Raw genomic sequence first — 26,268 nt, 5'->3', positions numbered from 1 at the left:
ACCAACATGACCGAGAACACCCCCACCGCTGCCCTTTCCGCCCTCGGCACGAGCATCTGGCTCGACGACCTCTCGCGGGAGAGGATCAACTCCGGCGGACTGCAGAAACTGATCGCCGACCGCAACGTCGTCGGAGTCACCACGAACCCGACGATCTTCGCGGGCGCCCTCGCCAAGGGCGAGGCGTACGACGCCCAGGTCGCCGAGCTCGCCGCCGCGGGCAAGACGGTAACCGAGGCCGTCTTCGAGATCACCACCGATGATGTCGCCAACGCCAGCGACATCTTCCGCTCGGTCTACGACTCGACCGGTGGGCAGGACGGCCGCGTCTCGATCGAGGTCGAGCCCGGTTTCGCCCACGACGCCGCCGCGACCTCCCAGCAGGCCAAGCAGCTCTGGGCCAAGGTCGACCGCCCGAACGCCATGATCAAGATCCCCGCGACGGTCGAGGGCCTCGAGGCCATCACCGAGACCATCGGGTCTGGTATCAGCGTGAACGTGACCCTGATCTTCAGCCTCGAGCGTCACCGAGAGGTCATCAACGCCTACCTCACCGGCCTTGAGCAAGCGAAGGCCGCCGGCCACGACCTGTCGACGATCCACTCCGTCGCGTCGTTCTTCGTCTCGCGTGTGGACACGGAGATCAACAACCGCCTCGATGCCATCGGCACTCCTGAGGCCATCGCATTGAAGAGCAAGGCCGGCATCGCGAATGCCCGCCTGGCCTACCAGGTCTTCGAGCAGGCCTTCGACAGCGAGCGGGCAAAGGGCCTCCTCGCCGCCGGAGCGAACGTGCAGCGCCCGCTCTGGGCCTCCACCGGGGTGAAGGATCCAACGCTTCCCGACACGCTCTACGTCACCGAGCTCGCCGTCGCCAACGTCGTGAACACCATGCCGGAGAAGACCCTCGAGGCTACCTTCGACCACGGCGTCATCGCCGGGGACCAGGTAACCGGCAACTACGACGACGCCAACGCGGTACTCGACAAGCTCGATGCGCTCGGCATCTCGTACGAAGAGGTCACCGCGCTACTCGAGAAGGAGGGTGTGGAGAAGTTCATCGTCTCCTGGAATGAACTCCTCGACACCGTGACCGCGGCTCTCGAGTCGGCTCGGTCGGGCAAGCCGGAGACGGAATCCGCGGCATCCGGATCCGACCACACCGTCGAGTCTTCCGAGGTGGCCAAGTGAGCTTCGACATCACGGTGAGCGGAGCCGCCGCCGAAGCCGTCGACCGCATCGTGCCCCAGCTGGTGAGCGACCTCGTCGCCTCCCGCATCTCCGACCAGGATCCGACCCTCTGGGGAACGAATGCCGAGGCCGAAGCCGGCAAGCGGCTCGGCTGGACCGAGGCCGTCGTCATCTCTGAGCCCCTGATCGACGACATCATCGCACTGCGCGACAAGCTGCACGCCTCCGGCGTCGACCACGTCGTGCTCGGCGGGATGGGCGGCTCGTCGCTCGCCCCTGAGGTCATCACCCGCACGGCCGGAGTCGAACTCACCATCCTCGATTCCACCGACCCGGGGCAGATCCTCGCGGCCCTCGCCGACCGGCTCGAGACGACCGTCGTGGTGATCTCGTCCAAGTCGGGCTCGACCCTGGAGACCGCCAGCCAGCGCAAGTCGTACGAGGAGGCGTTCCACGGCATCGGAATCGATCCGGCCGAGCGCATCGTCGTCGTCACCGACCCTGGCTCGCCGCTCGATGCCTCGGCACGCGCGGCCGGGTACCGCGTTTTCAACGCCGACCCGAACGTCGGCGGCCGGTACTCGGCGCTGACCGCCTTCGGTCTGGTGCCTTCCGGGCTGGCTGGCGTCGACATCCAGGCGCTGCTCGCCGAGGCATCTGCCGTCACCGGGCAGCTGATGGTGGATCAGGCAGACAACCCCGGCCTCATCCTCGGCGCAGCCATCGCGGGCACCTCTCCGCTGAAGGACAAGATCGGCATCGTCGCCGACGGAACCTACATCGTGGGCTTCGGCGACTGGGTCGAGCAGCTCATCGCCGAGTCGACCGGCAAGAGCGGCAAGGGACTGCTCCCGGTCGTGCTCGACCTCAATTCACCGGAACTCACCGAGAACCTCGACGACGTGCAGATCGTACGCCTGGTCGAGAGTGCTCGCGCCACCAAGGATGTGCGGGACGGCGAGATCGAGATCAGCGGTACCCTCGGCGCGCAGATGCTCGTCTGGGAATACGCGGTCGCCGTCGCGGGTCGCCTGCTCGGCATCGATCCCTTCGACCAACCGGATGTCGAGTCGGCCAAGATCGCGACCCGCGCCCTCCTCGACTCGCGCCCCGAGCCCATCGCCCCCGCCTTCACCGAAGACGGAATCGAGGTACGGGCCTCGAGCGAACTCCTCGCCGGCGCGGACACAGTCTTCGCCGCGATCGATGCGCTCCTCGCCCACATCGGACCGGACGGCTACCTCGCCGTTCAGGCCTACGTCGACCGGCACGCGAACCACGAGCTCGCCAAGCTGCGAGACCTGCTCGCCGAGAAGACCGGACGACCGGTCACCTTCGGCTGGGGACCGCGGTTCCTTCACTCGACCGGCCAGTACCACAAGGGGGGCCCGGCGACCGGGGTGTTCCTGCAGATCACGGCGACGGCTCCGGCCGACCTCGAGATCCCGGACAGCCCGTTCTCGTATGGCTACCTCATCCAGGCACAGGCAGCCGGTGACGCGAGCGTGCTCGCCGATCATGGGCGCCCAGTGCTCACCCTCACCCTCACGAAGCCGGCCCAGAACCTCGCGACGCTCTTCAGCGCGATCTCCTGATCGACCAACCGACACGAACCCGCAAGGAGCCGAATGTCCCCGGTGGAAATCACGCCGGAGTTCAACCCGCTGAGGTTGCCCTCCGACCGCCGTCTCAACAGGATCGCTGGGCCGAGCGCCCTGATCATCTTCGGAGTGACGGGTGACCTCGCCCGCAAGAAGCTGATGCCGGCGGTCTACGACCTCGCCAACCGCGGACTCCTCCCCCCGGGCTTTGCGCTTGTGGGGTTCGCCCGGCGCGACTGGGTCGACCAGGATTTCGCCAAGGTGGTGCACGATGCCGTCGAGCAATATGCACGCACGCCGTTCGACGAAGACGTGTGGAAGCAATTGGCCGAAGGCATCCGCTTCGTGCAGGGAGAGTTCGACGACGACAAGGCGTTCGCCGAGCTCAAGAAAACCCTCGAGGAGCTCGACGAGACGCGCGGCACGATGGGCAACCACGCCTTCTACCTTTCGATCCCGCCGAAGTCGTTCCCGCAGGTCACGGAGCAGCTTCGACGGTCTGGGCTGGCCGATGAGGTGGATGGCGCGTGGCGCCGTGTCGTGATCGAGAAGCCGTTTGGAAGCGACCTCAAGACGGCCCGCGAACTCAATGACGTCGTGGAGTCGGTGTTCCCCCCGGACTCCGTGTTCCGGATCGACCATTACCTCGGCAAGGAGACCGTCCAGAACATCCTGGCCCTCCGCTTCGCCAACCAGCTGTACGAACCCATTTGGAACGCGAACTACGTCGACCATGTGCAGATCACCATGGCAGAAGACATCGGAGTCGGCGGCCGTGCGGGCTACTACGACGGGATCGGCGCCGCGCGCGACGTCATCCAGAACCACCTCCTGCAACTCCTCGCCCTCACGGCGATGGAGGAGCCCGTGTCGTTCGCAGCCAAGGACCTCCGCGCCGAGAAGGAGAAGGTGCTCTCGGCGATCCGCCTGCCGAAGGACCTCTCCCACTCGACCGCTCGCGGACAGTACGCCAGCGGCTGGCAGGGTGGTGAGAAGGTGGTCGGATTCCTCGAGGAAGACGGCATGAACCCGAAGTCCCTCACCGAGACCTTCGCCGCCATCCGCCTGGACATCGGCACCCGCCGCTGGGCGGGAGTGCCCTTCTACCTGCGCGCCGGCAAGCGCCTCGGGCGACGGGTCACCGAGATCGCCGTCGTGTTCAAGCGCGCGCCTCAGTACCTCTTCGCCGAGAGCCAGACCTCCGCTCTCGGGCAGAACGCGCTCGTCATCCGTGTGCAGCCGGATGAGGGCGTCACCATCCGCTTCGGATCGAAGGTGCCCGGAGCCGGGATGCAGGTTCGCGACGTCACCATGGACTTCGGCTACGGCCACGCCTTCACCGAGGCGAGCCCCGAGGCTTACGAACGCCTCATCCTCGACGTGCTCCTCGGCGACCCGCCGCTGTTCCCCCGCCACCAGGAGGTGGAACTCAGCTGGATGATCCTCGACCCGATCGAGGAGTACTGGGCGACCCAGGGCCAGCCCGAACAGTACCGTCCGGGCACCTGGGGTCCGGCATCCGCCGACGAACTCCTCGCCCGCGACGGACGCGTCTGGCGACGCCCGTGACCACCTCAACCTGGAGACGTCCATGATCGTCGATCTTCCCAACACCACCACGAGCCAGATCTCGAAGACCCTGGTAAAGATCCGTGAGGAGGGTGGCGCTGTCGCTCTCGGGCGCGTGCTCACCCTCGTGATCTCCACGAACCTCGGCCACGAGGAAGAGGCGATCGAGGCGGCCAACGACGCGTCCCGCGAGCATCCGATGCGGGTGATCGTGATCTCGACCGGTCCGGATGGCCCCGACATGTCGGACGCCCCGCGTCTCGACGCTCAGATCCGTGTCGGTGGAGATGCCGGCGCGAGCGAGGTCGTGGTGCTCAAGGCCTATGGGGACACGGCCTCGGACGAGGAGGGGCTGGTCACCGGCCTCCTCCTGCCCGACGCTCCCGTCGTCGCCTGGTGGCCTGGAGAGGCTCCAGAAGTGGCATCCCAGTCACCGCTCGGTCGCATAGCCCAGCGTCGCATCACGGATGCGGCCGCCCAGCGTGACCCTCGCGGGTTCCTGAACCACCTCTCCCGCACCTACAGCCCCGGCGACACCGATTTCTCCTGGACGCGCCTCACGCTCTGGCGCGCGCAACTCGCCGCGGTGCTCGACCAGCCTCCGTACGAGTCGATCACGAGCGCGGAGGTTCATGGTGCGCCGGACTCGCCCTCAACCGGACTCCTTGCCGCCTGGCTGCAGATGCAATTGAAGGTGCCATGCCGACACGAGCTGGTGACTCCCTCCCACGGGTCAAGCGGCATCCAGGGGGTACGGCTGCACCGGGCATCCGGCGTCATAGAGCTCGAACGCACCAGCGCGAACATCGTCACCCTCGTGCAGCCGAACCAGCCGATCCACGACATCTCACTCATCCGCCGCAGCCTTCGGGATTGCCTGGCCGAAGAGCTGCGACGCCTCGACCCGGACGACCTGTTCGGAGCGGTGATCCAGCACGGCCTCGCCGACCTGGACGCCCCGACCGTCACTGGATCGATCGCGGTACCCGAGTAATGACGAACGCCCGTCGCGTGCTGGTGCACGCGGACAAGAAAGCCCTTGCCGGCTCGGTCGCCGCCCGTTTCATCACCAAGGTGGTCGACCTGCTCGACCAGCAGTCCCGGGTGAACATCGCCCTCACCGGCGGAACCGTCGGCAGTGCAGTGCTGGAGGCGATCCGCGAATCCCCGGCCCGTGACAGCATCGACTGGTCCCGCGTCGTCCTGTGGTGGAGCGATGAGCGCTGGCTGCCCCGCGGCGATGCCGAGCGCAACGACACCCAGGCGCGTGAAGCCCTGCTGGACCATGTGGCCCTGCGCCCCGAGAACATCCACTGGTTTCCTGCGCCGGACACCGGCATCACCCTCGAGGATGCCGCCGCGGCCTATTCGGCAGAGCTCGCGGATGCCGCAGATGACGGCCACCAGTCCCCGCGATTCGACATCCTCTTCCTGGGCGTCGGCCCCGACGGGCATGTGGCGTCACTGTTCCCGGATGCCCCGGGCATCCGTGTGACGGAGGGAACCGTCATCGCCGTGCGCAACTCGCCGAAGCCGCCGCCGGAGCGCCTCAGCCTCACCCTTCCCGTGATCAACGGCGCGGACCGCATCTGGCTCGCCCTGTCCGGCCCCGACAAGGCATCCGCCCTCGGTCTCGCCCTGGCGGGTGCCAGCACCTGGGAGGTGCCTGTCGCTGGCGTCGAGGGGCGCCTGCGCACGGTCTTCTTCGTCGACCGGGAGGCCGCCGCAGAGGTGCCGGAAGACCTGATCGCGACCGAGTACTGAGCAGTCCAGTCGCCGCAGGCGGGTCCTGGGCGCTCGCTGGCGCCCTCCGCTTCCGCGGGCGCCATCCGTCGGTAACCGTCGTCGTGGAAGCTGTTCGCGACCGTTCCCGACGGGTCGAGGGCGGGTGTGTGTCCCGCGCGGGGGTGATCCGTCGGGCCGGATATCCGTCAGTCCCGGGTCATCTCTCGGCGATGCGGTAATCGATCGGACACGGTACTGCAGCGGTAGGTGCAGTCCCGACACGGGGCGGGGCGCATCCGTCGAAAACTGTCGGCTCGCGTACCCTTCGCGACGATTCGTGACGGGTGACGGCGCGGGACGAGCGACAATCAGCGACGGAGGACAGCCGGTGACGCACAACGGGCCGTGATGGGCGACGGTATACCCCGACCGGTGATGTGCAACCGGTCGGGAAGAGCCCTACTGCGGCGTGAGGCGACCGCGGCGCGCGCGGAGCTGCTCGAGAGCCTCGTCGAGGAGCGTTGCCGCTTCCTCTTCCGTACGCCGTTCCTTGACGTAGGCGAGGTGGGTCTTGTAGGGCTCGACCTTCACGACCGACGGAGGGTTCTCCTTGTCGCGTCCCGCGGGGAGACCGCAGTTCGGGCAGTCGAGAGTCTCGGGGATCTCCTCCGGCTCGATCGTCGCAAGGAAGTGCGGGCTCAGCTCGTGGCCATTGGCACACCAGTAGAAGACCTGGAGGCGCTCGGCGTGGAATCCACGGTCCTGCTCCCCCATCGGGCCTGCTCCCACACGGGATCCGCGAATAGCGCTGCCACCTGAAGCCATGGGTACGTCTCCTAGCCGGTTACGTCGAACTTGGTGATCAGACCAAGCACGATGATCGATGCCACCCAGATCAACGCGAGGATCAGCGTGATGCGGTTGAGGTTTCGTTCGGCGACGCCGGAAGCTCCGAGGTTGCTGGTCACTCCGCCGCCGAACATGTCGGACAGCCCGCCCCCGCGACCGCGGTGAAGCAGGATGAGGAGGGTCAACAGGAGGCTCGTGATACCGAGCACAACCTGCAGGATGACCTGAAGAATTTCCACGAACAGCCTTTCTGGGGCGCGACGATGAGGTCTATCGGGCGCGGTTTAGTATAACTTGCCGGGGCGGCTCCCTGGTGAACCGCCGAACCGGGCAGGAGATCAGGTTCCGACGTGCTTCTGGAACTGGGCGATGCTCGAGAACTCCGCGAGGTCGAGGCTCGCACCGCCCACCAGCGCACCGTCCACGTTGGGTTCGCGCATGAAGCCCGCGATGTTCGAGGCCTTCACCGATCCCCCATAGAGGATCCGGGTGGCGGATGCCGCGTCCTCGCCGATCAGTTCGGCGAGGGTCGCCCGCAGCTGGGCAGCCACCTGCTCCGCCTGCGCCGGGGTGGCAGCCTGGCCCGAGCCGATCGCCCAGACCGGCTCATACGCCACGACGATGTCCGCGCCGGGCTTCACCGAGGCGAGGGCCGCACGCAGCTGGGCGACGGGCACGGCGCTCGGCCCGTGCTTCTCGAGGTCCTCGGCCGTCTCGCCGACGCACAACACCGGCACGAGACCGTGCGTGATCGCCGCAGCGACCTTCGCCGCGAGCTCTTCGTCGGTCTCGTGGTGGAGTGTGCGGCGCTCGGAGTGTCCGATGATCACGTACTCGCAGTCGAGCGCCTTGAGGAAGGCTCCCGAGATTTCGCCGGTGTAGGCACCGGAATCGTGGGCCGAGACATCCTGCCCACCGAACTTCAGCGGGAGCTTGTCTGCCGAGATGAGTGTCTGCACCGAACGAAGGTCGGTGAACGGCGGGAAGATCGCCACCTCGACGGTGCCGTAGTCGAGCCTCGCGTCTTTGAGACTCCAGGCCAGTTTCTGCACGAAGGCGATCGATTGAAGGTGGTCGAGGTTCATCTTCCAGTTGCCGGCGATGAACGGGGTGCGTGTGGTCATGCTGCTGTCCATCCCAGTACTTCCAAGCCCGGAAGACTCTTGCCCTCCAGGAATTCGAGGCTCGCGCCGCCCCCGGTCGAGATGTGGCCGAACTGGTCGTCGGTGAAACCGAGAGCCCGCACCGCGGCGGCGGAGTCTCCCCCGCCGACCACCGAGAGGCCGTCGACCTCAGTAAGAGCCTGAGCGACGGTCTTCGTCCCGGCAGCGAACGGCGCGAGCTCGAAGACGCCCATCGGACCATTCCAGAACACCGTCTTCGAGCCGCGGATGACCTCGGCGAAGCGTGCGGCCGTCTCCGGGCCGATATCCAGGCCGAGGCCCGACTCTCCCCAGGGCGATCCCTCGATGTCGTCGGCCGGTCGCACCTCGTGCTCCGCATCAGCTCCGAACTTCGACGCGACGACGACATCGGACGGGAGCACGATGTCGACACCGAGTTCTTCGGCCTTCGCCAGATACCCGCGAACGACCTCGAGCTGATCGATCTCGAGAAGACTCGCACCGACCTTGTGTCCCTGGGCGGCGAGGAAGGTGAAGAGCATGCCGCCACCGATGAGCAACGAGTCCACCCGCGGAAGGAGGTGGGCGATGACGCCGAGCTTGTCTGACACCTTCGACCCGCCGAGCACCACGGCGTAGGGCTTGCTCGGAGTCTCGGTGAGACGATCGAGCACGTCGAGTTCCGCAGCGATCAGTGTTCCGGCCGCGCTCGGCAGCAGTTCAGCGAGTTCGTAGACGCTCGCCTGTTTGCGGTGAACGACCCCGAACCCGTCGGACACGAACGCGTCGCCGACGGCCGCGAGTTTGCTCGCGAATTCCCGGCGCTCATCCGCACTCTTCGCAGTCTCGCCTGCATTGAACCGGAGGTTCTCGAGCAGCGCGACATCTCCGTCGGCCAAGCCGGCCACGGCATCCGCAGCGGAAGCACCGACGGTGTCTGAAGCGAATGTGACGGACTTGCCGAGAAGTTCGCTCAACCGCTGGGCGACCGGCGCGAGGCTGTACTTCGCGTCCGGCGCGCCATCGGGGCGCCCGAGGTGCGAGACGACGACCACGCGGGCGCCGGCGTGGATGAGCAGGTTCAGCGTGGGCAGCGAGGCGCGGATGCGACCATCGTCCGTGATCTGGGCGTCCTTGAGAGGCACGTTCAGATCACAGCGGACGATGACCGTCCTGCCCGCAAGCGAACCGAGGGAATCGATCGTGCGGAGCGTCATCCGGCTGCCTTACAGGCGGTCTGCGACGTACTCGGTGAAGTCGACGAGACGGTTGGAGTAGCCCCACTCGTTGTCGTACCACCCGGCGACCTTCACCTGGTTGCCGATCACCTTGGTGAGGCCGGCATCGAAGATGCAGGAGTGCGGGTCGCCCTGGATGTCACTCGAGACGATCGGGTCCTCGGTGTAGCTCAGGTATCCCTTGAGAACGCCACTCTCGGATGCCGCCTTGTACGCGGCGTTGATCTCGGCCACGGTGACATTGCGGCTGGACTCGATGGTGAGGTCGACGATCGAGCCGGTGGGCACCGGCACGCGCAGCGCATAGCCGTCGAGCTTGCCGACGAGCTCCGGGATGACGAGGCCGAGGGCCTTCGCGGCACCCGTCGAGGCCGGAATGATGTTGAGCGCCGCGGCACGGGCACGACGAAGGTCGCTGTGCGGGCCGTCCTGCAGGTTCTGGTCGGCCGTGTAGGCGTGAACCGTGGTCATGAGGCCGCGCTCGATGCCGAATGCCTCCATGAACACCTTCGCGAGCGGAGCGATGCAGTTGGTCGTGCACGACGCGTTGGAGAGGATGTGCTGGGTCGCGGCGTCGTAGAGGTGCTCGTTCACGCCCATGACGAAGGTGCCGTCGTCATCGGTCGCCGGGGCCGAGATGATTACCTTCTTGGCGCCGGCTTCGATGTGCTTGACCGCATCCTTCGCGTTGGTGAAGCGGCCGGTCGACTCGATGACGATGTCGACACCGAGGGCGCCCCAGCCGAGGTTGGCGGGATCGCGCTCGGCGAGTACCTTGATGCGCTTGCCTCCGACGACGATGAATTCACCATCGACCGAGACGTCTTCCGACAGTCGGCCGGCGACAGAGTCGTACTTGAGGAGGTGGGCGAGCGACTTGGGGTCGGTGAGGTCGTTGACGGCGACGACTTCGAGGTCAGCGCCCTGCGCGAGTACTGCGCGGAGGTAGTTACGACCAATTCGGCCGAAGCCGTTGATACCGATCTTGACAGTCAAGAGAACTCCTGTTGCTGAGGCGCCGTGAGCGCGACTTTATGGGGGGGTGTGGTTCTGTGGGGATGGGAGCGCGGGTGGGGCCGGGATCGACCCGGCCGCACCGCGCTCGACTGCCTTGGCAGATTTGCTATGACAGGCTGATTTTCTATGAGATTAGCAGCAGGCCGTTGGTCTTTTCGCGAGCGACATCGAATCGCTTCTGCACGTTGGCCCAGTTGGCGATGTTCCAGAACGCCTTGACGTAGTCCGCCCGCACGTTCTTGTAGTCGAGGTAGTAGGCGTGCTCCCAGACGTCGAGCATCAGAACCGGAACGGTACCGGCTGCGAAGTTCGACTGCTGGTCGAAGAACTGGCTGATGAGCAGCTTCTCGCCGATGGAGTCCCAGACGAGGGCCGCCCAGCCCGAACCCTGGACGCCGAGTGCCGCGGCAGTGAAGTGCGCCGTGAACTTGTCGAAGGATCCGAAGTTGTCGTCGATCGCAGAGGCGAGCTCCCCGACCGGCTTGTCGCCGCCGTCCGGCGAGAGGTTGGTCCAGAAGATCGAGTGGTTCACGTGGCCACCGAGGTTGAACGCGAGGTCCTTCTCGAGCTTGTTGACATTGGCGAGGTCGCCGGCATCGCGGGCGGCGGCGAGAGCCGCGACGGCCGCATTGGCCCCGGTCACATAGGCCTGGTGATGCTTGGAGTGGTGAAGCTCCATGATGGCGCCGCTGATGCTCGGAGCAAGCGCTCCGTAGTCGTATCCCAGTTCGGGCAGAGTGTAATCGGCCATAGTGCGATCTCCTTTGTGATTAGCCCCGTCGACGTGCGAGTTTTGAGTCGATCCGGGTCTTTTTTCAGTGTACTCGGCCAGGCAGGGGCACTCATCGGATGCTTCCCTCCCGGTCAGGTGACGTTCAGAACCTGTTCAGGACCGAGCGAGACCGCGATGCGACGAGAAGTTCAGGCGTCTTCGTAGTCCGGGGGCAGATTCGCATCGGTACCGGGGATGCCGAGGTCGACGGCACGCTTGTCGGCCATAGCCAGGAGGCGACGGATGCGGCCGGCGACGGCATCCTTCGTCATCGGTGGATCCGCGTGGTGGCCGAGCTCGTCGAGGCTCGAGTCCCGGAATCGAAGCCGGAGGTCGCCGGCGTAGCGCAGGTGCTCTGGCACGTTGCCGTCGAGGATTTCGAGCGCGCGCTCCACCCGCGCGCAGGCGGCGACAGCGGCCTGGGCGGACCGCCGCAGGTTCGCGTCGTCGAAATTCACGAGGCGGTTGGCGGTGGCGCGCACTTCGCGCCTCTGGCGTAGTTCTTCCCAGTTGAGCACTGTCGAATGCGCGCCCATATGCACCAGCATCGCGCTGATCGCCTCGCCATCACGGATGACGACCCGGTGCACTCCTCGCACCTCACGCGCCTTCGCGGCGATCTTCAGCCGACCGGCCGCCCCGACGAGTGCCATCGCCGACTCATTGCCGGGGCAGGTGATCTCCAGGGCCGCCGAGCGTCCGGGATCGGTGAGCGAACCGTGTGCGAGGAACGCACCGCGCCAGACTGCCGCGAGCTCCTCGCGGCTACCAGTCGTCAGCTTGTTCGGGAGGCCGCGGATCGGGCGGCGGCGGGCGTCCAGCAGCCCGGTCTGGCGCGCGAGCGTCTCTCCCCCGTCGAGAACGCGCACCAGGTAATGGCTCGTGCGCCGAAGGCCGGAGGCAGAGATCACCGAGATCTCGCTCTTCACGCCGTAGAGCTCGGCGAGGTCTTTGCGAACCCTCCGAGCGAGTTGAGCGGTATCGAGCTCGGACTCGACGGCGATGCGACCAGAGATCAGGTGCAACCCACCGGAGAACCGGAGGATGGTCGCGAGCTCCGCCGCGCGAACCGTTGTCTTACTCACATCGATGCGGGCGAGTTCGTCTTTGACGTCGGCAGTGAGGGCCAATCCGTGTTCCTAACTATCAGTTATTCGAGGATGGCGTATTCGGTTCCGACCGGGGTCGGCCGGGGTCCGGGGCCATCGAAGTCGTGGTGGGTAGCGACGCGCTACTCGCGTCCAAGGTCGCGGTGCTTGATGCTGACCGCAACTCCAGGCTGTTCGCGCAGGAGGCCGGCCAGGCGCTGAACGACGGCCACCGACCGGTGCTTTCCCCCCGTGCACCCAATGGCGATCGTAGCGTGTCTCTTGTTCTCGCGCTGGTACCCCGCAAGCACCGGGGCGAGTGCGAGCACGTACCGGTCGATGAATTCGGACGCACCCTCCTGGGAGAGCACGTAGTCGCTGACCGGCGCGTCCAGCCCGCTGAGCGCCCGAAGGGCGGGAACCCAGAAAGGGTTGGGCAGGAAGCGCATATCCGCTACGAGGTCCGCGTCGGCGGGCAGTCCGTACTTGTAGCCGAAGCTGAGCACCGTGAGTTGAAGCCCCGGCGTATCGGCGCTGGAGAAGGTCTCGGAGATCGTGGTCGCGAGTTGGTGGATGTTGAGGTCGGAGGTGTCGACGACGATGTCGCTCGACTCGCGCAGTCCGAGCATCCGCTGCCGCTCCGCTCCGATCCCGTCGAGGAGCGTGCCGTCACCCTGGAGCGGATGCGGACGACGCACCTGCTCGAAACGACGCACGAGCGCGGCATCCGTCGCTTCGAGGAAGAGCACGCGGACGGGAGTGGCCTCCCGCAGAGCCTCGACGGTCTCCTCGAGGTCGGCGAACAGCTTTCCCCCGCGCACGTCGACGATGGCGGCGACCTTCGGCAGGTTGTTGCCCGCCTTTCCTGCGAGCTCGACAAGCGGCCGGAGCATCTGCGGCGGCAGATTGTCGACGACGTACCAGCCGAGGTCCTCGAGGGCATTGCCCACCGTCGATCTGCCGGCGCCGGACATGCCGGTGACGATGAGCACCTCCTGGTGCTGCCCCTGGCGGTAGCTGTCCCCGGTCATCGCGTGGTCACACCTTCACTCCTGGGCGGTTGCCTGAGACTCAAGCCTAGCGACGAACTCACTCCCGGAGTTTCTCGAAGATGGTCTGCGCGATCACGGAGCCGACTCCCTTGACCTCCGCGATCGCCTCCGCATCGGCCGCCCGCAGCTGGGTCACCGATCCGAAATGGCGCAGCAGCTCTTTGACCCTGGCCGGTCCGAGACCGGGGATCTCCGACAGCACGGACCCGACATCGCGTTTGCGCCTCTGGCGCTGGTAGGTGATTGCGAACCGGTGTGCTTCGTCGCGGATGCGCTGGATCAGGAAGAGAGCATCGCTGTTGCGGGGAAGGATCACCGGATAGTCGTTACCGGGCAGCCAGATCTCCTCGAGGCGCTTCGCGATACCGCACAGGGCGATTCCCGTGATGCCCGCGTCGGCGAGGGCCCGTGCGGCGGCAGCCACCTGCGGCTGGCCCCCGTCCACGATGAGGAGGTTGGGGCGATAGGCGAAACGCGGGCGTGCCGAGCCGGCGCCGGTGTCGCCGGGGTCGACCACCTCGCCGCTCTCGGCAGCGGTGAGGGCCTCAGAAACTGCAGACACGGGATCATCGTCGAGATGGGCGAGGCGACGGGACAGGGTCTGATAGATCGACTCCGTGTCGTCGGTGGACTCGGGGATGCTGAACCGCCGGTACTGGTCCTTGCGCGGCAGACCGTCTTCGAACACGACCATCGACGCGACGATGTTCGTTCCGCTCAGGTGGGAGACGTCGTAACACTCCATGCGCAGTGGGGCGTCCTCCATGCCGAGGGCATCCTGGATGTCGGCGAGAGCCTGGGAGCGAGCGACGAAGTCCCCGCTTCGGCGGGTCTTGTAGAGGATCAGCGCGTTGCGGGCATTGGTGGCCACGGTGAGGGCGAGGGCCGCGAGTTCGCCCCGCTGGGCGACGCGCATCACGACCTTGCCGCTGCCGACTCCACGCTGGCCGCGCAGTTCGGTGAGCCAGGTCTCCAAGTCGGCCGAATCATCCGGAAGCACCGGCACTACCACCAGCCGCGGCGGGTCGAGTTCGTCGTAGGCGTTGTGGACCACCGTCTCGACGAGCTCGGCGAGTTCGAGATCGAGCTCCTTGTCCACCACCCAGCTGCGTACTCCACGGATGCGGCCGCCGCGCACAGTGAACTGCTGAACCGCCGCGGCAAGCTCGTCGTGGGCGATACCGAAGATGTCGGCATCCACGTCCTCCGACAGTACGACGGTGTTCTTGGAGAGTGCCGTTTCGAGCGCGCCGAGCTGGTCGCGGAACTTCGCCGCGGACTCGTAGTCCTGGATGGCGGCCGCCGCCTTCATCTTGCGCGACACCTCCCCCACGAACTTGGAGTCGTTGCCCGCCATGAAGGAGGCGAAGTCCACAGCGATGGACTTGTGCTCCTCTTTGGAGACGCGGCCGACACACGGCGCAGCGCATTTGCCGATATCACCGAGAAGGCAGGGACGGCCGGTCTGTTCCGCGCGCTTGTAGGTCGAATCCGAGCAACTGCGCATCGGGAACGCCTTGAGCATCAGATCGACGGTCTCCCGGATCGCCCAGACCTTGGTGTACGGGCCGAAATAGCGGGCGCTCTTGAGAGTGCGGTTGCGGGTGACCAGTACTCGCGGCACATCCTCCCCCAAAGTAATGGCCAGATACGGGTAGGACTTGTCGTCGCGGAACTGGACGTTGAACGGCGGATCGAACTCGTTGATCCAGGTGAACTCCAGCTGGAGAGCTTCGAACTCGGTGCCGACCACGGTCCACTCGACGGATGACGCGCTCAGCACCATACGTCGGGTGCGCTCGTGGAGGCTGGCCAGCGGGGCGAAATAGTTGCTCAGGCGAGCCCGGAGGTTCTTCGCCTTTCCCACGTAGAGCACACGTTGCGAGGCATCCCGGAATCGATAGACACCGGGCTGCTGGGGGATCTCGCCGGCTTTGGGGCGCCAGGGGACGGTATCGGACACAGCGCGAGCCTAGGTGGTGGCGAGAGCCTTGGCGCGGCCGGCAGCGGGCTTCTTGCGCCGCACCGGCGCGACCGGTACCGGAAGGATCTCCTTGAGGAAGGATCCCGTGAAGCTCGCCTCGACTGTCGCGAGGTGTTCCGGCGTTCCGACCGCGAGGATCTCTCCCCCGCCGGCCCCTCCCTCTGGACCGAGATCGATGAGCCAGTCCGCGGACTTGATCACATCGAGGTTGTGCTCGATCACGATCACGGTGTTGCCCTTGTCGACGAGTCCGTTGAGCACGAGCAGGAGCTTGCGCACGTCTTCGAAGTGGAGGCCGGTCGTCGGTTCGTCCAGGACGTAGATGCTGCGGCCCATCGAGCGCTTCTGCAACTCGGTGGCGAGCTTCACCCGCTGGGCCTCGCCGCCGGAGAGGGTCGTGGCGCTCTGTCCGAGTCGCACGTAGCCGAGGCCGACATCCACAAGGGTCTTCAAGAACCGGCTGATCGAAGAGATCGCCTCGAAGAAGTCCGCGGCCTCACTGATCGGCATGTCGAGCACCTCGGCGATGCTCTTGCCTTTGTAGTGCACCGCGAGGGTCTCGCGGTTGTAGCGGGCCCCGTTGCAGACCTCACACACCACGTACACATCGGGCAGGAAGTTCATCTCGATCTTGATCGTGCCGTCGCCGGAGCAGTTCTCGCAGCGGCCACCCTTCACATTGAAGCTGAACCGACCGGGGAGGTAGCCTCGTGCCTTCGCATCCTGGGTCTCACTGAACAGGGTGCGGATCTTGTCGAACACACCCGTATAGGTGGCGGGATTGGAGCGCGGGGTGCGACCGATCGGTGCCTGATCGACGTGGACGACCTTGTCGAGGTTGTCGAGACCGGTGACTCTGGTGTGCTTGCCCGGAATCTGGCGCGCGCCGTTGAGCTCGTTGGCGAGCACCTTGTAGAGGATGTCGTTGATCAGACTGGACTTGCCCGAACCGCTGACCCCGGTGACCGCCGTGAAGGTTCCGAGCGGGAACTCGGCGGTGACGTTGCGCAGGTTGTTGGCCCGCGCGCCCTCGACCGTGAGCATCCGCTTCTTGTCGATGGGACGTCGCGACTTCGGAGTATCGATCGAGCGACGTCCGGAGAGGTAGTCGCCGGTCATCGATTCGGTGTTGGCGAGAAGCGCCTCATAGGACCCGGAGTGCACCACCTCACCCCCGTGCTCCCCCGCCCCCGGCCCGATGTCGACGATCCAGTCGGCGGTGCGGATGGTGTCTTCGTCGTGCTCGACGACGATGAGGGTGTTGCCGAGGTTCTTGAGCTTCACGAGGGTCTCAATGAGCCGGCGATTGTCGCGCTGGTGCAGGCCGATACTCGGTTCGTCGAGCACGTACAGCACGCCCGTGAGGCCCGATCCGATCTGCGTCGCGAGCCTGATGCGCTGCGCCTCGCCGCCCGAGAGGGATCCGGCCGAGCGGGCGAGATTGAGGTAGCTCAGCCCCACCTCGATCAGGAACTCGAGGCGAAGTCGAATCTCGCGAAGCACCTGGGCGGCGATCTTGGCGTCCCGCGCGGAGAGTTCGAGGCGCTGCATGAAGTCGAAGGCGTCGAGAAGGCTGAGTTCCGCGACATCCGCGATGTTGTAGTCGTGCACGGTGACGGCGAGGACCTCTGGCTTCAATCGCTTGCCCTCGCAGACCGGGCAGTCGATCTCCCGGAGGTAGGCGGAGTAGCGCTGGCGGGCCGAATCTGTCTCCGCCTCGAGGAACTTGCGCTCGATGTACGGCATCACTCCCTCGAACCCGGTGGAGTACTTCATCTCGCGGCCGAAGCGGTTCTTCCACTTGACGGTGACCTGGAAGTCGTTGCCCTTGAGGATGGCGTTCTGGATGTCCGCGTCGAGATCGCGCCACGGCGTCTTGAGCGAGAAGTCCAGGTCTGCGGCCAGGCCCTCGAGCAGGCGCTGGAAGTAGTTGAACAGGCCCTTGCCGGACTGGGTCCAGGGCAGGATGACCCCGTCGGCCAGACTCAGCGCGGGATCGCCGAGGAGCAGCTCGGAGTCGACGGACATCTTCGTGCCGAGGCCGGAGCATTCCGGGCAGGCGCCGAACGGCGCGTTGAAGGAGAAGGTGCGCGGTTCGATCTCGGTAAGCTGCACCGGATGCCCGTTGGGGCACGACAGCTTCTCGCTGAAGTTGCGCCACGCGTCGGGACCCGTGGCATCGACGTAGTTCACGCTGACGAGGCCGTCAGTGAGGCGGAGGGCGGTCTCGAGGGAGTCGGTGAGCCTGGTGAGGATGTCGTCGGCGGCCACGAGGCGGTCGACCACAACCGAGATGTCGTGCTTGTACTGCTTCTTGAGGGTCGGCGGTTCGCTGAGCTGGATCTGCTCGCCGTCGACGATCGCGCGGGAGTACCCGCTCGCCGCCAGCTCCTTGAAGAGGTCGACGAACTCGCCCTTCTTCTGCGAGATCACCGGGCTGACGATCTGGTACCGCACGCCGGTCTCGAGGGTCATCAGCTGGTCGGCGATCTGCTGCACGGTCTGCCGCTCGATCTTCTCTCCGCAGATCGCGCAATGCGGCACGCCGATGCGGGCCCAGAGCAGGCGCATGTAGTCGTAGATCTCGGTGATCGTGCCGACGGTGGAACGCGGGTTGCGGTTGGTCGACTTCTGGTCGATCGAGACCGCCGGACTCAGTCCATCGATGAAGTCGACGTCGGGTCGGTCGACCTGGCCGAGGAACTGCCGCGCGTAGGCCGAGAGGGATTCGACGTAGCGTCGCTGCCCCTCCGCGAAGATCGTGTCGAACGCGAGGGACGATTTGCCCGATCCGGACAGGCCGGTGAACACCACGAGGGAATCACGCGGAATCTCGAGGTCGACACCCTTGAGATTGTGCACTCGCGCACCATGGACGGAGAGCTTCGAACCGGACTCGACGCGGGAAATAGACACTCTATAGATTCTATGCAGGCCACCGACATTGAATGCCGGGGTTCGCTCAGTGCGTAGCGAAGAGTAGGCCCGCAGCACGCTGGGTGGCCACGGCCCGCTCCAATACGACCACCTTCGCCGGACGGCGGCCGTTGAAGGTCGTCGCGGTGACGGAGGTGTACGCCCCCATCGTGGGGCTGAGGAGAAGGTCGCCCTCACGCAACCGAGGCAGCGGGTATCGTCGCGCGACGACATCCGCGCTGTCGCAGGTGGGACCGCCGACGGTCGTCGGAACTAGGGCGGATGCCTCCCGGTCGAGCTCCGATCGGGCGAGGATCACCGGGTGAACAGCCTCGGTCATCACATTCGAGTAGCTGCCGTAGACCCCGTCGTCGATGAAGCACCACGCCTCGCCGTCCCGGTCCCGCACTCCGACGACCCGGCTCACCAGCGTCGCCGCGTCGGCGACCAGGATGCGCCCAGGCTCGGCGATGATGCGCAGTCGTGCGGAACGCGGCTCGAGCAAAGGCCGAAGGGCACCGGCGATCTGCTCGATGCTCGCGACATCCGTTCGATAGCCGACCGGGAATCCGCCACCGATGTCGAGCATCGTGAACTGCATGTTCCATTGGCGCTCCAGCCGGTCCATCAACTCGAGCGTCGCCGTGGTGGCCGTGACGAAGGCATCGACACTGTCGAGCTGGCTCCCGACGTGGAAGCTGAATCCGGCGACATGATTGCCCTGCGCGATGGCCTGGGAGAGCAATACCTCCGCTTCGACGGGAGACACCCCGAACTTGCTGGAGAGGTCGCTTTTGGCCTCCGGATTGCGATAGGCCAGACGGATGAGCAGCGACACATTCGCCGGCACATTGCGGAACTTCGCCAGCTCCCCCGCGCTGTCGATGACGAAGGTGCGGATGCCGAGCACATAGGCCCGGGTGATCTCGGTCGGGGACTTGACCGGTTGGGTGTGGATGATGCGATCAGGGGTGATTCCATGACGGGCCACCACGTCGATCTCGCAATCGCTCGCCACGTCGAATGCCGCCCCGAGGGAGGCGAGGGTCTCGATTACGGCGGGATGCGAGAGCGCCTTGACCGCGTAGTGCCACCGCACGAACGGCAGTGCGGCGCGAAGTCGCGTGTACTGCGCGGCCACGCGGCCCGTGTCGAGCACGAGAAGGGGCGTGCCGTGCAGGGTGACCATTGCGTCGAGGTCCACCTCGGCGAGGGTCGCCCGCACGCCGTCGATCCGCCTCGACCTCATGGCGCCTTCGAGCGCAGTCTCGTCGGGAGCAATCACGACACTCGAACGCCGGCGGGCCTCGTCCCAGCGTCGTCCCATCACATAGCCCATCCCGGCGACGCCGTAGAAGACGAGATCGGCGCCCACCTTGCCGATGACCCACCCGGCGAGCGGCACCCCGATCACGAGGGGAGCGATCCACAGCAGGAGCGGACGCACGGCGAAGGTGTCGACGAGTTCGGCGGGACCGAATTCGACAGCCGAGAGCCACGCTGCGCGGGCGAGGGAGGATCGGCGACGCTGCGACGGCTCGCCGCTCGACAGCCGCCACTGCTCGGCGAAGTTGCGCGCGCCGGCGACCCCGTAGAAGCCCAGGTTCTCCCCGACGGTGCCGGCGATCGCTGCGACGAGCAGCGAACCCGTCGTCGCGTAGGCAAGGCCGGCCGCCAGAAGCGCCGTCGCCGTTCCGGCGACCTCACTCGGTAGGTACCGCCGGATCCAGAATCCGACGCTCCGCCTGCTGCTCGACACGGCATCCGCTTTTCCGAGGTCTCGGGGGCGACCTCATTGCGGATTAAGAGGGTGTCGGTGCCCCGGTGATACAACGGAGCCGACGATCGTCGCTTCTGGCTAGGAGAGGTGCCCCGCCGCTTCCATCTGCCGAAGCTCCTTCTTCAGGTCGGAGACCTCGTCGCGCAGCCTCCCGGCGAGCTCGAACTTCAGCTCTCCCGCGGCCTGCAGCATCTGATCGTTGAGATCCCGGATGATCGACTCGAGGTCGTTCGCCCCGGTCGCTGCGAGCCCGCCGTGCCTTTTCAGGTTCGGGGTGGGGGAACGTTTTCGGCCGTCCCGGCTCGACAGCAGCTCGGCGGTGTCGGCTCCCTCACGGTTGAGGGATTCGGTGATGTCGGCGATCTTCTTGCGCAGTGGTTGCGGATCGACCCCGCGTTCGAGGTTGTAGGCGACCTGGAGTTCACGGCGCCGGGTGGTCTCCGAGATGGCGAGCTTCATCGAGTCGGTCATTACGTCGGCGTACATGTGGACGGCGCCGGACACGTTGCGCGCGGCGCGCCCGATCGTCTGGATGAGGGAGGTCGACGAGCGCAGGAATCCCTCCTTGTCGGCGTCGAGGATCGCGACGAGCGACACCTCTGGAAGGTCGAGCCCCTCCCGCAGAAGGTTGATACCGACGAGCACGTCGTAGACGCCCTGACGCAACTCGGTGAGCAACTCGACGCGGCGAAGGGTATCGACGTCCGAGTGCAGGTAGCGCACGCGCACCCCCGCCTCGCCGAGGAACTCGGTGAGCTCTTCCGCCATCTTCTTGGTGAGGGTGGTCACGAGCACCCGCTCGTTCGCTGCGGTTCGCTTACGGATCTCCTCGAGCAGATCGTCGATCTGACCCTTGGACGGCTTCACCACGATCTCCGGGTCGATGAGGCCGGTGGGACGGATGATCTGCTCCACGACACTGTCGGTGATGCCCATCTCGTACTTGCCCGGCGTCGCCGACAGGTAGACCTTCTGGCCGACCCGGTCGAGGAACTCGTTGAACTTGAGCGGACGGTTGTCGAGGGCGCTCGGCAGCCGGAAACCGTGATCCACGAGGGTTCGCTTGCGGGAGGCATCGCCCTCGTACATCGCGCCGATCTGCGGAACCGTCACGTGCGACTCGTCGATCACCACGAGGAAGTCGTCTGGGAAGTAGTCGATGAGGCAGTGCGGGGCCTCGCCCGGCTGTCGCTGGTCGATGTGGCGGGAGTAGTTCTCGATGCCGCTGCAGAACCCGATCTGCTCCATCATCTCGATGTCGAAGGTCGTGCGCATGCGCAGTCGCTGGGCCTCGAGCAGCTTGCCCTCCCGCTCGAGCTGCGCCAGCCGCTCCTCGAGTTCCACCTTGATCGTCTTGATCGCCGCGTGCATACGCTCCTGGCCCGCGACATAGTGCGAACCGGGGAAGACGGATACCGCGTCGAGCTTCTGCACCACGTCGCCGGTCAGGGGATGAAGGCTGTACAAACCCTCGATCTCGTCCCCGAACATCTCGATGCGGATGGCCAGCTCCTCATACATCGGGATGATCTCGATCGTGTCTCCACGCACGCGGAAGTTGCCCCGGGAGAAGTCGACGTCGTTGCGCTGGTACTGCATCGAGACGAACTTTCGGATGAGCGTCTCGCGGTTGATCGACATGCCCACCCGGAGCGCCATCATCGCCTCGAGGTACTCCTCGGACGAGCCGAGACCGTAGATGCAGGAGACGGTCGACACCACGATCACGTCGCGACGGCTGAGCAGCGCATTCGTGGTGGAGTGACGGAGCCGCTCGACCTCGGCGTTGACAGAGGAGTCCTTCTCGATGAAGGTGTCGGTCTGGGGAACGTACGCCTCGGGCTGGTAGTAGTCGTAGTACGAGACGAAATACTCGACAGCGTTGTTGGGCATGAGTTCACGGAATTCGTTGGCAAGCTGCGCCGCGAGCGTTTTGTTGTGTGCGAGCACCAGCGTCGGACGCTGCACGGCCTCGATGAGCCAGGCCGTAGTCGCCGACTTGCCGGTACCGGTGGCGCCGAGAAGCACGATGTCGGTCTCGCCCGCGTTGATCCTCGCCGTCAGCTCGGCGATCGCCGTCGGCTGGTCACCGCTCGGCGTGTAGTCGCTGATGACCTCGAAAGGGCGTACGACTCGTGTCGGTTCCATGCTTCCAGCTTAGATATCACCACCGACAGTCCGGACGGATATCTCCGTGGGCGCAACCGCGGGGCGTCACGTTCCGCACCTTATGGATCCGCTGTGAAGAGATTGTGCTGCCGTCCACTCAGGAGTTGCATTGAAGACGTTCTTACGGTTGACCGACCGGACACCGACGCCAGATCGAACACGCAAGGGGTGTCATGACCATCACCAGGCCTCGCGCGACTCCGGTGAAGGCGAGCCCGATCTTCGGACGGATGCGCGGACGAGTCGTGGTGCTCCTCTGCATCATGTACGCGATCTCGTATATCGACCGCACCAACATCTCCACCGCCGGCCCGACGATCATGAAAGCGCTGGACCTCGATGCCGGAGAGTTCGGCATCGCCGTGGCCGCGTTCTCGGTGCCCTACGCGCTGCTACAGGTATTCGGGGGCAACCTCGGCGAAAGAATCGGGCCTCGGAAGGCTCTGTTCTGGATCGGGGTGCTGTGGGGTGTGGCCACGATCGCGACGGGGTTCTCCGTCGGGCTGCTTTCGCTGGTCGGGGCGCGACTTCTGCTGGGGCTCACCGAGTCCGCGGCTTTCCCCACCGCGACATCCGCAATGGCCAAATGGGTGCCGCCGGACCGTAATGGCTTCGTGCAGGGCATCGTGCACTCAGCGTCTCGGCTCGGCAACGCGGCCGCCCCGCTCATCGTCGGCGGGTTGATCATCTGGGGCGATTCGCTCGGCGGCCCGATAGCAGGCTGGCAGATCTCCTTCATCCTGGTCGGCGTGCTGAGCGCTCTCTGGGCCGTGCTCTGGGCGACCATGTACCGAGACCGACCGCAGGACTATCCCCGCATCACCGAGCAGGAGCTTTCCGAGATCCCCCGCGAGCTGGAGAAGTCGGCGCGTCCGCCCGTGCCGTGGAAACGCCTCATACGCACGATGCTCCCGGTCACCTTCGTGGATTTCGGGTACGGCTGGACGCTGTGGGTCTTCCTCACCTGGATCCCCTCGTTCCTGGCCGACAGCTTCGGGCTCGCACTGTCCGAGTACGCGGTCTTCACCACCTGTGTCCTCCTCGCCGGCGTCGTCGGAGACACGGCGGGCGGGGTGTTCGGCGACCGACTGCTGCGACGCACGGGCAACCTGCGTTTCGCCCGGCGCACGGTGCTGCTCATCGGACTCACCGGATCGTTGGTCTGCCTCACTCCCCTGTTGTTCGTGCACGACATAGTCATCGCGGCGATCTCCCTCGCCCTGTCGTTCTTCTTCCTCGAGCTCTGCAACGCCACCCTTTGGGCGATACCGATGGATGTCGCCCCGGAGTGGTCGGGCACGGCCAGCGGCATGATGAACACGGGATTCGGTCTCGCCGGCATCTTCTCGCCGATCCTCTTCGGGTGGCTGGTCACGACAACCGGGTGGCAGTGGCCGTTCGTGGCATCCATTGTTCTGCTCGGTGCGGCGGCTCTCGTCGCCGGCTTGATGCGACCAGAACGCGTGCTGCCTAACAGTGTCAGCGAACTGGCGCCTTCTTCCCCCTCGGAGCGAACCGACGACCGGTGAGCCCCAGGCTGAACCACGACCTGCGGGCCAGCTCGGTGAGTCCGAGCGACAGCACGATCACCAAGAGGTAGGTCACGAGGGTGAGCCACGGTGTCGGCACCGCTCTCGCCAGAGCGTCGTCACCGACCCACAACAGCAGCCAGATGAACAGCGGATGCGACAGGAAGATGCCGAACGAACGGTCCGATCCCGCATCCAGAGCCCGGGCCACGAAGCTGTCCGGGACACGCCGATCCGCCCACCAGGTCCCCACGGCAAGGAATCCGAGCGCGACGCCGACCGACCAGACCATCTCGATGGGCTGGAGCGGTGTACCGGCGCGATAGGGGCTCATCCCCGAGAGCATATTGAGGATCCACACTCCCACCGTGGCGATCGCCGTTCCGAGCACGATGAACCCGATAGCGCGGCGGTTCGAGCGAACCCACGCCAGAAATGTGGCGGAATGGTCGGCGGCGACAGCGCCGGCGATGATGAAGAACTGGTAGCTGAAGAAGACCTGCTTGTCATACCCGCCAAGCCAATCCATGGTGCTCGGCCAGTACATATACAGCGCGGTCAGCCCGAGCTGGAGTATTCCGCTGGCCACCAGTAGCACACCGTGTCGTCCTCGAGTACGGCGCACCAGCCAGAGGATCACGGGTATCAGAAGGTACACCTGCATCGTCACCAGCAGGAAGTAGAGGTGATACCACGCATTGCCGGTGAGGATGTAGCCTCCGAGGCGCAGAAGCATCTCGCCGAGGGTTCCGTGCGGGGAGCGCAGGTTGCTTGCCGCGAAGTAGATGACCGACCACACCACATACGGCACTCCGACGAGGAGGAAGCGGCGGGGCAGGAACTTGCGCATGGGCTGCGGACGGTTGAGATAGCTGTAGACCAGCACGAACGCAGTCAGCGCGAAAAACACCTCCCTCGTGAAATGGAGCAACGAGAGCAGCCCGTAGAGTCCGATGTCCGAGTCGGAAGCCGTGTGGCTGGTCGTGTGCACGCCGATCACGCAGGCAAAGGTAAGGATACGCACCACGTCGACCTCGTACAGGTGCGGAGCCTTCGAGCGCTTCGCCGGCACGGGAATATCGGCTTCCACGGGCTCCGTCATGCGGTGGCCCCAGACCGTTCCGCGTCGAACTCCCGAAGCCGGCGACGCTGCACCTTTCCGGTTGGCGCCCGGGGCACGTCGTCGACGAGGCTGATCTCGACCGGCCTCTTGAACCTGGGCAGTCGCTCCTCGCAGAGTTCGGCGAGTTCCCCTGCGAGCGATTTCTCGTTCCCGACATCCGCCGCCGCGATTACATACGCCACCGGCACCTGGCCGAGGATCGGATCCGACCTCCCCACCACGACGGCCTCCCGAACCCGGGAGTCCTCGAGCAGCACGTCCTCCACCTCGGCCGGATACACCTTCTCACCGCCCCGGTTGATCACGTCGTCCGAACGACCGGAGAGATAGACCCAACCATCGCCATCGACTCTTCCGAGGTCGCCGGTGACGAGCCAGCCGTCGGCATCGAAGCGTTCGGAGGCCCTCCCGCCGAAGTAGGAGCGCACGATGCCCGGCCCACGCACCCAGAGTGCACCGACATCTCCCACTGCCAGTTCGCCACCATCGTCGCCACGTACAGACACCTCACATCCGACCGGTGGGCCGACGGACCCGTCGCGCAGCGGCTGCCCGAGTGGGGTCGCGGCAATCTGGCTCGCACCTTCGGTCATGCCCCAGCTGACTACGAGAGGGGCGGAAGAGAAGGCATCCCGGACAGCATCGGGCAGAGGCGCCGAGGCGGAACGGATGAATCTGATCAGGGCAGGAACTCTCGGCTTCTCGTCTCGGGCGAGAACGGCGAGAATTGCTGGGACCGCATTGATCCAGGTGATTCGGCGGTCCGCCATCAGCTCCCAGAATCCCGTGCGTCGGAAGCGACGATCCAACACCACGGTCGCCCCGGCGACGAGGGTGGAGAGTAGCCCGACGACTTCGGCATTGACGTGGAAGAGCGGGAGGGGGTTATAGCCGCGGTCGGCCGATCCGAGACCGTTGTGCTGGGCGATCGCCCCGGCGACGAACAGCAACTGGTGCTCGGGCAGCTCCACTCCCTTCGGAGTTCCGGTGGATCCGGAGGTGAAGAGGAGCACGCTCCCCGCAGCATCCGGCTTCCCTTCCTCCCGATCGGATGTTCCGTGATCGGGGAGCCCGGTCTGCTCCACGGCACGGAGGAGAGCGGCGCGACCGAGGTCGGCCGGGACCTCCCGGTCACTGACCTGCGCTCCGACGGCATCGACCAGTGACGCGATCTTCTCGATATCGGCGACGGCGGCTCCAGGATCGATCGGTACGGCGATGCGGCCGCTGCTGACGATCGCGAGCAGGACGATTGCGAAGCACAGCGGATCGGCGAGGTCGACGAAGACCACGGAACCCCCGGCGACCTCGTGGGCGTCGAGTGTTCGGGACCAGGCCGCGACCGCATCGGCGAAGTCACCGTAATCGACGGCCCGCGCGGATCGCGCGTCCTCGAGATAGGGGTGGCGAGGAGAACTCGAGCCACGCGCCACGATAAGGGCACGAAGAGAGGAGGATGTCGGGGCTGCGGGCGATTCCTCGGTCACTATTAGAGGCTATCCGCTCGACCCGAGCACGGCGGTGTGCGGGCGGGGGCTTGA

General features: G+C 65.8%; 20 protein-coding genes. 6 read left to right on the top strand and 14 right to left on the bottom strand.

Going from position 1 to position 26,268, the window contains the following annotated elements:
• The first annotated feature begins 6 nt into the window (after positions 1-6).
• The 5 genes from tal to pgl are packed head-to-tail and all read left to right on the top strand — an operon-like array spanning position 7 to position 6,125.
• Positions 7-1,191 (top strand): transaldolase, encoded by a 1,185-nt coding sequence (gene tal, locus ACVXZ4_RS09010; RefSeq protein ID WP_461797878.1) that lies wholly within the window; start codon positions 7-9, stop codon positions 1,189-1,191.
• Positions 1,188-2,786, top strand: coding sequence for a glucose-6-phosphate isomerase (locus ACVXZ4_RS09005; protein WP_461797877.1), 1,599 nt, complete (start codon positions 1,188-1,190; stop codon positions 2,784-2,786). The genes tal and ACVXZ4_RS09005 overlap by 4 nt, the downstream gene beginning before the upstream one ends.
• A 33-nt stretch (positions 2,787-2,819) precedes the next feature.
• On the top strand, positions 2,820-4,361 hold the full coding sequence (gene zwf / locus ACVXZ4_RS09000) for a glucose-6-phosphate dehydrogenase (protein ID WP_461797876.1): 1,542 nt from the start codon (positions 2,820-2,822) through the stop codon (positions 4,359-4,361).
• Between the two features lie 22 nt (positions 4,362-4,383).
• Positions 4,384-5,355 carry a glucose-6-phosphate dehydrogenase assembly protein OpcA gene (locus ACVXZ4_RS08995; RefSeq protein WP_461797875.1) on the top strand — a complete coding sequence of 324 codons (972 nt, stop codon included), beginning with the start codon at positions 4,384-4,386 and terminating at the stop codon, positions 5,353-5,355.
• Positions 5,355-6,125 carry a 6-phosphogluconolactonase gene (gene pgl / locus ACVXZ4_RS08990; protein ID WP_461797874.1) on the top strand — a complete coding sequence of 257 codons (771 nt, stop codon included), beginning with the start codon at positions 5,355-5,357 and terminating at the stop codon, positions 6,123-6,125. Before ACVXZ4_RS08995 ends, pgl begins: the two co-directional genes overlap by 1 nt.
• A gap of 420 nt (positions 6,126-6,545) precedes the next feature.
• On the opposite strand, the gene ACVXZ4_RS08985 is transcribed toward pgl, so the two are convergent.
• The 12 genes from ACVXZ4_RS08985 to uvrB form a co-directional block, all read right to left on the bottom strand.
• On the bottom strand, positions 6,546-6,911 hold the full coding sequence (locus ACVXZ4_RS08985; protein WP_461797873.1) for an RNA polymerase-binding protein RbpA: 366 nt from the start codon (positions 6,909-6,911) through the stop codon (positions 6,546-6,548).
• An 11-nt stretch (positions 6,912-6,922) separates the two neighbouring features.
• Entirely contained in the window at positions 6,923-7,174 is a 252-nt protein-coding gene (secG, locus tag ACVXZ4_RS08980) for a preprotein translocase subunit SecG (protein WP_185203850.1), read from the bottom strand.
• 99 nt (positions 7,175-7,273) lie between these two features.
• A complete protein-coding gene (tpiA, locus tag ACVXZ4_RS08975; protein ID WP_461797872.1) occupies positions 7,274-8,059 on the bottom strand; it encodes a triose-phosphate isomerase in 786 nt (261 codons plus the stop codon).
• Positions 8,056-9,276: a phosphoglycerate kinase gene (locus ACVXZ4_RS08970; RefSeq protein WP_461797871.1), complete on the bottom strand. Its 1,221-nt coding sequence runs from the start codon at positions 9,274-9,276 to the stop codon at positions 8,056-8,058. Before ACVXZ4_RS08970 ends, tpiA begins: the two co-directional genes overlap by 4 nt.
• 9 nt (positions 9,277-9,285) lie before the next feature.
• On the bottom strand, positions 9,286-10,293 hold the full coding sequence (gap, locus tag ACVXZ4_RS08965) for a type I glyceraldehyde-3-phosphate dehydrogenase (protein ID WP_461797870.1): 1,008 nt from the start codon (positions 10,291-10,293) through the stop codon (positions 9,286-9,288).
• Positions 10,294-10,438: 145 nt separating this feature from the next.
• Positions 10,439-11,065 (bottom strand): superoxide dismutase, encoded by a 627-nt coding sequence (locus tag ACVXZ4_RS08960; protein ID WP_461797869.1) that lies wholly within the window; start codon positions 11,063-11,065, stop codon positions 10,439-10,441.
• A gap of 170 nt (positions 11,066-11,235) precedes the next feature.
• On the bottom strand, positions 11,236-12,216 hold the full coding sequence (whiA, locus tag ACVXZ4_RS08955; protein ID WP_461797868.1) for a DNA-binding protein WhiA: 981 nt from the start codon (positions 12,214-12,216) through the stop codon (positions 11,236-11,238).
• A 101-nt stretch (positions 12,217-12,317) separates the two neighbouring features.
• The gene (rapZ, locus tag ACVXZ4_RS08950) at positions 12,318-13,205 is read right to left on the bottom strand and encodes an RNase adapter RapZ (protein ID WP_461797867.1); all 888 of its coding nucleotides are present in this window, start codon (positions 13,203-13,205) and stop codon (positions 12,318-12,320) included.
• Between the two features lie 58 nt (positions 13,206-13,263).
• Entirely contained in the window at positions 13,264-15,189 is a 1,926-nt protein-coding gene (gene uvrC / locus ACVXZ4_RS08945) for an excinuclease ABC subunit UvrC (protein WP_461797866.1), read from the bottom strand.
• A gap of 9 nt (positions 15,190-15,198) precedes the next feature.
• A complete protein-coding gene (gene uvrA, locus ACVXZ4_RS08940) occupies positions 15,199-18,126 on the bottom strand; it encodes an excinuclease ABC subunit UvrA (RefSeq protein ID WP_461797865.1) in 2,928 nt (975 codons plus the stop codon).
• 46 nt (positions 18,127-18,172) lie between these two features.
• Complete coding sequence (locus ACVXZ4_RS08935; protein ID WP_461797864.1) at positions 18,173-19,885, bottom strand: type III PLP-dependent enzyme; 1,713 nt, start codon at positions 19,883-19,885, stop codon at positions 18,173-18,175.
• A 99-nt stretch (positions 19,886-19,984) separates the two neighbouring features.
• Positions 19,985-22,054: an excinuclease ABC subunit UvrB gene (gene uvrB, locus ACVXZ4_RS08930; RefSeq protein WP_461797863.1), complete on the bottom strand. Its 2,070-nt coding sequence runs from the start codon at positions 22,052-22,054 to the stop codon at positions 19,985-19,987.
• Between the two features lie 194 nt (positions 22,055-22,248).
• Between uvrB and ACVXZ4_RS08925 the strand changes: the two genes are divergently transcribed.
• Entirely contained in the window at positions 22,249-23,604 is a 1,356-nt protein-coding gene (locus ACVXZ4_RS08925) for an MFS transporter (protein ID WP_461797862.1), read from the top strand.
• Here the strand turns inward: ACVXZ4_RS08925 and ACVXZ4_RS08920 are convergent.
• Together ACVXZ4_RS08920 and ACVXZ4_RS08915 are read right to left on the bottom strand one after the other, a co-directional pair.
• A complete protein-coding gene (locus ACVXZ4_RS08920; protein ID WP_461797861.1) occupies positions 23,555-24,706 on the bottom strand; it encodes an acyltransferase in 1,152 nt (383 codons plus the stop codon). The genes ACVXZ4_RS08925 and ACVXZ4_RS08920 overlap by 50 nt on opposite strands.
• Positions 24,703-26,214, bottom strand: a complete 1,512-nt coding sequence (locus ACVXZ4_RS08915; RefSeq protein WP_461797860.1) for a class I adenylate-forming enzyme family protein — start codon at positions 26,212-26,214, stop codon at positions 24,703-24,705. The genes ACVXZ4_RS08920 and ACVXZ4_RS08915 overlap by 4 nt, the downstream gene beginning before the upstream one ends.
• Positions 26,215-26,268: the final 54 nt, after the last annotated feature.

It is taken from the genome of Lacisediminihabitans sp. FW035 (genome assembly GCF_054880895.1).
The sequence above is the reverse complement of the archived record's forward strand: the minus strand, read 5'-3'. Positions and strand labels throughout refer to the sequence as shown.